The following is a 10394-nucleotide window of genomic DNA, read 5'->3' on the forward strand; positions in this document are numbered from 1 at the left end:
TTTGATAGATTTCCTTGTATTCTATTTCTTATTAACGAGTTTCAATCGTCACATCTCCAGCAGCTGTTTTACCGCTAATCTTTTTACTCCCATTACCAGTTGTTATATTTTTATTTTCTTCATTAAAAATCGTTACATCTCCGGCAGCGCTTTGCCCACTAATAACTGCATCTTGCGGTTTTTCCAATAAAGTAATATCTATATCTCCAGCGGTTGAACTTGCCTCTACATCATACTTAGGATCATGATCCATAATATATACATCCCCGCTAGCCGTTTTCGCTGTTACTTTCCCTATTACCTTTTTAAAGTTCACCTCACCAGCTTTTGTAGTTCCCTCCACACTCTTAGCCGTTACATGTTTCAAATCTACTTCTCCAGCAAGTGTCTCAACACTTACACGGTCACTTTTCACATCACTTATTTCGATTTGTCCAGCGGATGAATTTACTTTTATCTCTTCATAAAAACGTTCAGGTACTAATATAGTCAATGTAGGTGTTTGAAATCCGAAATTGTAAAAGGAAAAATCAAACGAAACACCCTTTTCTCTTCCCCCTATAATTTTTAATCTGTCACCATCTTCAGCAATACGAATCTCCTGTTTCCGTATATCTCCTGTTTGCTTTACATAAAAAGAGGAATCCGGGGATTTTTGGATAATAACATCTCCAGCATTCAAATCGACTTCTACGTTTTTTAATGCTTCATTTTTAATAACCTCTTCCTTGTTTCCTTCCTCTACATTTGCTACTGCTTTTTTATATGTTTGTGAAATCCCTATTACTCCAACAATGATACAAGCGATAGCTACTAACAATATTTTTTTCATCATCTACTCCCCTTTTATCATTTTGAAGTTCCATATTACATAACGTACGCATAACCTTTTAAACCACTTCGTACTATAATAAGCTATAATACATAACAACAAACCCACTCCAACAAACGTCATACTAACGAAAAGATCTAACCATATAAAAGTGCCCATAAATACTTTTACAATAACGAAAAACGGTGTCACTACACTAGCAATACCACCGACCCAAAAGGAAAATATAAAAGCGATAATTGCAACTAACGGGCCTAACACAATAATAAAATTAAACAAACTAAGTCCAATCGCTGCCATAACAGCTCTTGTCACATTTGAAGTCGATGGATCTTTTTTCATCTCATCAAATCGATACATCGCAAGTAAGTCTTTCGCAATTGCTTTCGGAGAACCTAGCCCTTTTATTATTTCCGATTCAGTTTTTCCCTCTTCTACCCCGAATTGAAAATGCTCTTCATAATCAAATAAAATATCTGTCCTCTCTTCTTCCGATAACTTTCTAAGCTGATTCGATAATTCCTTAAGGAACTGTTCTTTATTCATCCCAATTCACCCCTTCAATAATTTCTTGTACCCCTTTCGCAAAATCACGCCATTCTGTTACTAACAAATGCAGTTGCGTCTCCCCTTGCTCAGTTAGTCGATAATATTTACGAGGTGGCCCCTCCGTAGATTCTTTTAAATACGTTTGAAAATATCCTTCTTTCGTTAAACGACGTAACAAAGGATATACTGATCCTTCCGATATTAAAAATTTATTTGAGATTTGCTGAACAAGTTCATAACCGTAACAATCCTTACGTTTTACAAGTGCCAATACACACAGTTCTAACACACCTTTTTTAAACTGAACGTTCAAGGACAATCCCCCTTTCTCATTTCAGTACTGTTCAATACACGGTACCTAATTTATCCATAATATACCACTCGGTACTGTTTATTGCAAGGTAGTATATTTTCACACTTCAATTTATCACTAAGCCCACCTCCAACATCAAACATTAAGTAAAACATACAATACAATTGTTTTTCTATATACTCATAGCTAGCACAAATTTTAAATACTTATTCAACCACCTCTTCCCGAACCGAAAAATACTTTAAAGTTTACTACGTTAAATTGAAGAAATACAATAACGCTTTAAATAATCTCCGTGATTTTTTCCGGGCATTTCGCGGGCACCTATTTTTCCCACAAATAAAAAAGCCTCGATACCGTAGTATCAAGGCTTTATCATCTCTTAGTATAGAGACATATACTGATCGCGTTCCCATTGGTGAACTTGAGTTCTAAAGATGTCCCACTCAATCTCTTTCGCTTCGATGAAGTGCTCAAGTAAATGATCTCCTAGTGCACTACATACTACTTCATTAGATTGTAATGTAACTAACGCTTGCGCTAATGTTGCTGGTAGGTCAACGATACCTGCCTCTTCGCGCTCTTCTTTTGTCATTACATAAATGTTACGGTCTACTGCAGCTGGTGGAGTTAATTTGTTTTTAATTCCGTCAAGACCTGCTGCTAATAATGTAGCCATTACTAAATATGGGTTTGCAGCTGGATCAACACTACGTACTTCTACGCGTGTACTAATACCACGAGATGCAGGGATACGTACTAATGGGCTACGGTTTTGTGCAGACCAGGCTACGTAACAAGGTGCTTCATATCCAGGTACTAAACGTTTGTACGAGTTTACAGTTGGGTTTGCTACCGCTGTAAATGCTGGTGCATGTTTTAAAATACCTGCGATGAAGTGACGAGCATCATCACTTAATTGTAAGTCACCGTTTTGATCGAAGAATACGTTCTCACCATTTTTAAATAATGATAAGTTACAGTGCATACCTGAACCGTTCACACCGTATAATGGTTTTGGCATAAATGTTGCGTGTAAACCATGTTTACGAGCAATTGTTTTTACAACAAGTTTGAATGTTTGAATGTCATCACATGAGCGAATTGCATTTGCATATTTAAAGTCAATTTCGTGTTGACCTGGAGCAACCTCATGGTGAGAAGCTTCAATTTCAAAGCCCATTTCTTCAAGTTCAAGAACGATATCACGACGACAGTTTTCCCCTAGATCCATCGGCGCAAGGTCGAAGTATCCACCGTTATCGTTTAATTCTAATGTTGGATTTCCTTTTTCATCAACTTTGAATAGGAAGAATTCTGGCTCTGGTCCAAGATTGAAATCTGTGAATCCTAAAGATTCCATTTCTTTTAATACACGTTTTAAATTGTTACGTGGATCTCCTTCAAATGGAGCACCATCTGCAGTGTAAATATCACAGATCAAACGAGCTACTTTACCTTTTTCAGCTGTCCAAGGGAAAATTACCCAAGTATCTAAATCAGGATATAAATACATATCAGATTCTTCAATACGTACGAAACCTTCAATAGAAGATCCATCAAACATCATTTTGTTATCCAGAGCTTTTGTTAATTGGCTCACTGGAATTTCTACGTTTTTAATTACTCCTAAAAGGTCTGTAAATTGTAAACGGATATACTTTACATTCTCTTCTTTCGCCAAACGGAAAATATCTTCTCTTGTGTACCTAGCCATTATAAATTCCTCCTTAGTCCCTCTAAACACCTTCAGAATCAGTTATCTTTAGTGAAAAAACCTTGAAATGTCACCTTGTCGCAATGAAGTTCGATTAAATCTACCTGTATGTTGTAGTTCATCTCGAAGTATTTTGCGAAGCTCAGTTTTTGAAATTTCTTTCGTTTCTTCTTTTACTTTCACTGCTTCTGTTTGATTTTCTTTCATTAGTAACACTTGCTTAATACCAGCCATATTCAAGCCTTGATCTAATAAATCTTTAATCTCTAACAACTTATCTACATCGTTAAATGAAAATAATCTACGATTCCCCTTTGTACGGGTTGGAGAAACAAGATTATGCTCTTCATAGTAGCGAATTTGACGTGCAGATAATTGTGTTAAATCCATAACAATACCAATAGGAAACAGCGGGGCAGAACGTCTATCTTCTTTCATCGTTTCAGTTCCTCCTTCGCCTTAACTGTTTCTCATTTTATATCATGTTATGTTTAGTGTCAATAGATGTTAGTTTTTCTAACATGATTTTTTTAAAAATTTTTCATTCTTTTTTCTAATGGCATAAATCAATACTTTCATACGCAAAAAAGCTGTCAAAATCGACAGCTTCTCTTTAAGAAATTGTTAACAAATTCTTTTCAATCAATTCATCAATTGCAGAACAAATCGCAATTTTAACATGCGAATACGTTAATCCACCTTGTACATACGCAACATAAGGTGGTCGAATCGGGCCATCAGCAGACAATTCAATACTTGCACCTTGAATAAACGTTCCCGCAGCCATGATTACATCATCTTCATACCCCGGCATATAGTTTGCATACGGAGTGAAATGAGAATTAATCGGTGATGCATATTGAATAGCTTGGCAGAAGGCAATCATACGTTCTTTATCATCAAATTGAACAGATTGAATTAAGTCTGTTCTTGGCGCATTCCACGCCGGTGACGTGTTCATTCCTAATTTCTCTAAGAATGCCGCTGTAAAAATCGCACCTTTTAGCGCTTGCCCCGCAACATGCGGTGCTAAGAAGAATCCTTGATACATTTCCTGTAGACTATATAAAGATGCCCCTGCTTCCGCACCAATCCCTGGAGATGTTAGACGATATGCACACGCTTCAACATACTGTTCTTTACCTACAATATAACCACCAGTTTTAACAATTCCCCCGCCCGGGTTTTTAATAAGAGAACCCGCCATTAAGTCCGCACCAACATGACACGGTTCTTGTTCTTCAATAAACTCGCCATAGCAGTTATCTACAAATACAACAACATCGGGCTTAATTTCTTTAACAAACGCGATCATTTCTTTAATTTGCGAGACGGTAAACGACGGACGAGTAGCATACCCTTTCGAGCGTTGAATACCAATCATCTTCGTGTTACTATGAATCGCAGCTGCCACAGCCTCAAAATCCACAGACCCTTCTTCGGTTAGAGGTACTGCGTTATAACCAATATTATATTCTTTAAATGACCCTACACCTTTTCCGCGCACACCAACAATTTCTTCTAACGTATCATATGGTTTCCCCGTAATGTACAACAGTTCATCACCAGGGCGCAAAATACCAAATAAAGCCGTAGAAATAGCATGAGTACCTGAAATAATTTGGGGACGCACAAGACCAGCTTCCGCTCCAAACACATCAGCATACACTTTTTCTAACGTGTCACGACCAATATCATCATAACCATAACCTGTCGTCGGAATAAAATGTGAATCACTAATTTTATGTTTACGAAAACTTTCTAATACACGAAATTGATTACTTTCGATTACTTCATCCGCACGTTTATGTACTTCTGTAATTTGACTTTCTACTTCTTTTACGATCGGAGCAATTTTTTCTCCGTTTTTCAAACGATCAAACATTTTTATTTTCTCCTTCTTCCACTAAAAATCTCTTTAATTGCCCATTAAGCGATGAATGAGCAAATATATATCCTGTACAATCATATACAAATTTATCTTCTAGAAACTCCATTTTGGTTAATAGTGTTTCTGTCTTTAAAAGCGTTAATAACCTACCTTCACTCGGAGGAATTTCCACTTGATAATCATCCATTTCTTCCTTCATCTTCATTTCTAACGCTTCTTTTATACGCAGTAAATCACGTTCTTCAAAAGCACTAGTCATTAAGAAATCACTCTTGGGAAACGGAATGAAATTTTGATGTAACTTATCTTTTTTATTATATAACGTAATAATAGGAATATGATTAATTTCAAGGTCTGACAATAATTCCTTTACCGTTTGCTCATGCCCTACATAATTAGGATCAGCCGAATCAACAACGTGTAAAATAACATCCGCTTCACCAGCTTCTTCTAATGTCGAACGAAAAGCAGCGATTAATGACGTAGGTAAATCTTGTATAAAACCAACCGTATCAGTCAAAAGCACGGTATAACCAGAAGGTAACGGCATCTTCCTTGTTGTCGGATCTAACGTTGCAAACAATAAGTTTTCTTCAAACGTATCAGCTTCCGTTAATCTATTAAACAATGTAGATTTCCCTGCATTTGTATACCCAATTAACGAAACTTGAAATACTTTATTATCTTTTCTTCTCTCACGGTATCTTTTTCGATGTTCCACCACAACCGCCAGTTGTTTCTTTATTTCATCAATACGCGATCGAATATGACGACGATCCGTTTCAAGTTTTGTCTCTCCCGGTCCTCTTGTACCAATTCCACCACCAAGACGTGATAAAGACAAACCTTGCCCCATAAGGCGCGGCATCGTGTATTGCAACTGAGCTAATTCTACTTGAAGCTTACCTTCTCTCGATTTCGCACGTTGCGCAAAAATATCTAATATTAATTGCGTTCGGTCAATTACTCTTGCATCTAATACTGAAGATAGATTCCGAATTTGACTTGGTGTTAACTCGTTATTAAATATAATAACAGCTGGTTCTAATTCTTCAGTTAAAGCTGCAAGCTCTTCTAATTTACCTTTACCTATATAAGTCGCCGGATGGAACTTCGGACGTTTTTGCGTTGTTGATACTAACACTTCCGCTCGAGCAGTCTTCGCTAGTGATGCAAGTTCTTTCATGGAATGCATAAATTTTTCATCATCATCTTGCGACAATTGACAGCCAACTAATATGACTTTTTCTTTTTCTTCCATCAAATATGTTCACTCATCCTTTTCGAAATTTAAACCTTCTAATATAATAGCAGAGGAAGCACATTTCATCTAGTTAGCGGGGGAGAAAATTCATGGCATGGGAGATTTTTAGCATCATAGGCACAATCGCTTTCGCACTAAGCGGAGCCATTGTTGCAATGGAAGAAGATTATGATATTTTCGGGGTGTATATTTTAGGAATGGCAACCGCATTTGGGGGAGGTGCCCTTCGTAATTTACTAATCGGTTATCCAATTGTCGCGTTTTGGCAGCAAGACATGTTATTCCAAATCGCACTATTATCAATGACGATTATTTTTCTTTTTCCAAATAAATTAATTAGACATTGGAAAAAGTGGGAAAACATCACGGACGCCATCGGCTTATCAGCATTCGCTGTACAAGGAGCACTCTATGCTCAAAAACTAGATTTACCAATTAGCGCTACAATCGTAGCTGCAGTTTTAACAGGCATCGGTGGTGGTATTATTCGTGACCTTTTAGCTCGTAGAAGACCTCTGGTCCTTCGAGCTGAAGTATATGCATTTTGGACGATTTTAGCAGGTTTCTTAATTGGCGCTAAAATTATCGTTAGCGATTGGGCTCTATACACCTTATTCATTTTAATTGTTTGCTTCCGCATGATTTCTATTCATTACAAATGGCATTTACCACATAGACGTATCGATACAAATGAACGTTCAATGCATAAGTAGTACTCTAACCTCTTTACATATCGTAAAGAGGTTTTTCTTTTCTAACGAGTTTTTCTTTACATAATGTTTATACTAATTTTTAAAGTGAGGTGAATACAAATGACAAACCACGTTAATAAAGGTGCTCAAAAAAGCTCAGTAGACCAAATTGAACACGATCCTAATTCAGCACACGAAAAAAGCGCTAAAATGGAGCGCTTTCATAAATCTTACCAAGAAAAAGCGAAAAAAGAGTAAACGTACTTATACACCAAAAACAGACGCACAGTTTACGTACTGTGCGTCTCCTCTTCAAGCATCAAATCCATACTTGATATCCCAATTAAATCATATTTATCATACGTATCCTCTTGTAACAATCGCATAGCTTGTGTACGAATTGATTTTTCAACAATATTCCGTACGTATCGCCCATTACTAAACGATGTAATTTGTGACGAATACTTGACCGCGTGTAAATGATCTCTAAATTTCCACTCCGCTTCTTTCGACAACTGATATTCACGCTCTTCATACATTCTCTTTCCAATTTCCAACAGTTGATTCACTGAATAATCCGCAAATTCAATAATAAACGGAAAACGAGATTGTAATCCTGGATTTAATGAAAGAAAATGATTCATCTCTCTTGAATATCCAGCTAAAATTAATACAAAACCGTGCTGCTTATCTTCCATATGCTTCACAAGTGTATCAATAGCTTCCTTCCCAAAATCCTTCTCTCCACCCCGCGCTAATGAATACGCCTCATCAATAAATAAAATCCCTCCCATAGCCTTCTTTATTAAATCCCTTGTCTTTTGTGCTGTATGACCGATATACTCACCTACAAGATCAGCACGTTCAGCTTCAACTAAATGCCCTTTCGATAAAATATTCATCTCAAACAATAATTTCCCTATCATTCTCGCAACGGTTGTCTTCCCAGTACCGGGATTCCCCTTAAATAACATGTGAAGCACTTGCTTCCCAGACTTCAACCCCATCTCTTGCCTTTTTTTATTCACATAAATCCAAGCATAAATTTCTTTTATTATCTTTTTTATCTCATCCATCCCAACAAGTTTTCCCATTTCTTCTTCAATTCTTTGCAACATCTCATGTTTAATAGTGGTTTCACTTGAAATTACCGCTTTATTTTCTGATGCCGGTAACGAAATTTTCTTTCGATGATTTAATACAATATTAATTTGATTGTTATTTTTCTTACGCATCGATTGTTCCATACAATCACCTCATTTTATCCACTCACCAAATATTATTATTCCTGTCCCTCTTTCAAATGCCTATTTTCAGAAAAGTTTGCTATAATATAAGAAATAATTAAGGTGGTGGGACTATGGAAACAACGGAATTCCATGATACAATACAAGCCTTTTCTATTTTTTTATTGAATAAAGGCCGCAAGTCTTCAACCATTAAACGTTATGTTTATGACATTGAAGATTTCGGACATTGGTTAGAAAAAAACAAAAAGCTCCCTTCCAGTAATATATGGGCAACACTTTGTACAAAAGACTACGAAGATTACTTTTCAGACTTAAAAAAGAATCGACACTACTCTGAGAAAACAATGCATCGTGTATTTATTGTATTAAATAGAATGCATCATTTTCTTAACATTCCCAATCCATTAAAGAATATGGAAATTTCCATTCAACCAGATCGCACACTACGTAACGAAGATTTCATTTCATCTGATGAAGAAAAAAAATTAAAACACATAGTCACTTCATTAGAAGGGCTTTCAGAAAAACAACGTCCTGTGCGTCCCTTATTAATGGATCGTAACATCGCCATTTTAAGTCTCTTAATTGACTACGGGCTATCCTTACAGGAGCTTACAGCATTAACTATGCATCACGTTCATTTTGAAAATAATACACTTTCTATTCCAGCAATCGCAGGAGTAGAAAGAACAATCACATTAGCAACCGAAGACAAAAAACAACTGTACACATATTATAAAAGTATTCCAGAACCAGTTCGCCCTAAATACCATAGTAATGACCCCTTTTTTGTTGCATTCGATTTTAACCGTGGGACATACAGATGGGTATATGATAATGACGCACCAAAGGCATTAACTGAAATTGCCATTCAAAAAATGATCCGACTTGAAGTAGCAAGAGCAAATTTACGTAAAGGCATTTCTGGACAACATTTTCGGAACACGTTTATTTTACGCCTAATAAAAAAACAAATCCCAGAGCAAGAAATCATCAAATTAGTTGGCTTCAAATCAAAAATTTCACTAAAACGATATTATCAATACGCTGAAAATAAAAAAACGCCATAAAATAAGGCGTTTTTTTATTTTTTCTCGAAATAATCAATTTTACTATGACCATTTAACCATTTCCTGCATCTACTATGATGAGTTTCGTTCACATTCTCATTAGAAAGGAGAGATTTAATGTCTCGTTATAACGACAATCAAAATAAATACTCCAAGCCATGCTTTCCAACTAGTGCTGGACGAATCCCCACTACTCCAACGATACCAATTACTAAAGCACAAATTAGAACATTCCGCTTAATCATTAACGATTTAATAAAAATAATACCTAAACTTTTCGCCAATCCATCCCCAAAAAACATAGAAGATCTAATAGATACATTGTACCTACTAAGCAAATTCATTTGTTCACTAGACGCTACTTCCGCTCTGAAAGCACAAGCATTCGCCATTATCAAAAACTTAATAACTATATTAAAAAATCCGACCTTCGTAGCAAGTGCTGTATTTATTGAACTTCAAAACCTAATTAATTATTTACTATACATTACCAAACTATTCCGAATTGACCCGTGTACACTCCAAGAACTCCTTAAACTAATAGCCGAATTACAAACTACCCTAGTTAATTCAGCTTCGTTCGGCAGAGGACCTACTGGACCTACCGGACCTCAAGGTGTTCAAGGTAACACAGGCGCTACTGGTTCCACTGGACCTCAAGGTGTTCAAGGTAACACAGGCGCTACTGGTTCCACTGGACCTCAGGGGGTTCAAGGCAACACGGGCGCTACCGGACCTCAAGGCGTCCAAGGTAACACGGGTGCTACCGGACCTCAAGGCGTTCAAGGCAACATGGGTGCTACCGGACCTCAAGGC

At 36.7% G+C, this 10394-nt stretch carries 12 protein-coding genes; 4 read left to right on the top strand and 8 right to left on the bottom strand.

Translation table 11 applies throughout. The features are described from left to right. Positions 1–31: 31 nt before the first annotated feature. The 7 genes from MR065_RS03825 to hflX form a co-directional block, all read right to left on the bottom strand. Positions 32–835 (bottom strand): DUF4097 family beta strand repeat-containing protein, encoded by an 804-nt coding sequence (locus MR065_RS03825; RefSeq protein ID WP_242212560.1) that lies wholly within the window; start codon positions 833–835, stop codon positions 32–34. Then, positions 836–1378 carry a DUF1700 domain-containing protein gene (locus MR065_RS03830; RefSeq protein ID WP_242212561.1) on the bottom strand — a complete coding sequence of 181 codons (543 nt, stop codon included), beginning with the start codon at positions 1376–1378 and terminating at the stop codon, positions 836–838. Beyond that, entirely contained in the window at positions 1371–1694 is a 324-nt protein-coding gene (locus MR065_RS03835; RefSeq protein WP_242212562.1) for a PadR family transcriptional regulator, read from the bottom strand. Before MR065_RS03835 ends, MR065_RS03830 begins: the two co-directional genes overlap by 8 nt. A 382-nt stretch (positions 1695–2076) precedes the next feature. Beyond that, entirely contained in the window at positions 2077–3411 is a 1335-nt protein-coding gene (glnA, locus tag MR065_RS03840; RefSeq protein ID WP_242212563.1) for a type I glutamate--ammonia ligase, read from the bottom strand. 48 nt (positions 3412–3459) lie between these two features. After that, positions 3460–3849, bottom strand: a complete 390-nt coding sequence (gene glnR, locus MR065_RS03845) for a transcriptional repressor GlnR (protein WP_000656783.1) — start codon at positions 3847–3849, stop codon at positions 3460–3462. A 175-nt stretch (positions 3850–4024) separates the two neighbouring features. After that, the gene (locus MR065_RS03850) at positions 4025–5296 is read right to left on the bottom strand and encodes a methionine gamma-lyase family protein (protein WP_098266958.1); all 1272 of its coding nucleotides are present in this window, start codon (positions 5294–5296) and stop codon (positions 4025–4027) included. Next, entirely contained in the window at positions 5289–6563 is a 1275-nt protein-coding gene (gene hflX, locus MR065_RS03855; RefSeq protein WP_242212570.1) for a GTPase HflX, read from the bottom strand. The genes MR065_RS03850 and hflX overlap by 8 nt, the downstream gene beginning before the upstream one ends. Before the next feature lie 92 nt (positions 6564–6655). Here hflX and MR065_RS03860 point away from each other — a divergent pair, with 92 nt between their 5' ends. Beyond that, positions 6656–7279 (top strand): trimeric intracellular cation channel family protein, encoded by a 624-nt coding sequence (locus MR065_RS03860; RefSeq protein WP_097902860.1) that lies wholly within the window; start codon positions 6656–6658, stop codon positions 7277–7279. Positions 7280–7378: 99 nt separating this feature from the next. After that, on the top strand, positions 7379–7516 hold the full coding sequence (locus MR065_RS03865; protein ID WP_176535408.1) for a hypothetical protein: 138 nt from the start codon (positions 7379–7381) through the stop codon (positions 7514–7516). Positions 7517–7548: 32 nt separating this feature from the next. Here MR065_RS03865 and spoVK read toward each other — a convergent pair whose 3' ends face one another. Further along, complete coding sequence (gene spoVK, locus MR065_RS03870) at positions 7549–8505, bottom strand: stage V sporulation protein K (protein ID WP_242212564.1); 957 nt, start codon at positions 8503–8505, stop codon at positions 7549–7551. 113 nt (positions 8506–8618) lie between these two features. On the opposite strand from spoVK, the gene MR065_RS03875 reads away from it, so the two are divergent. Beyond that, a complete protein-coding gene (locus tag MR065_RS03875) occupies positions 8619–9578 on the top strand; it encodes a tyrosine-type recombinase/integrase (RefSeq protein ID WP_242212565.1) in 960 nt (319 codons plus the stop codon). Positions 9579–9695: 117 nt separating this feature from the next. Then, positions 9696–10394 (top strand): collagen-like repeat preface domain-containing protein (locus MR065_RS03880; protein ID WP_242212566.1); only part of this gene is annotated, 699 nt, incomplete at its 3' end.

The sequence above is a fragment of the Bacillus cereus group sp. BfR-BA-01383 genome (genome assembly GCF_022663495.1).
Taxonomy (GTDB): Bacteria; Bacillota; Bacilli; order Bacillales; family Bacillaceae_G; genus Bacillus_A; species Bacillus_A cereus_AU.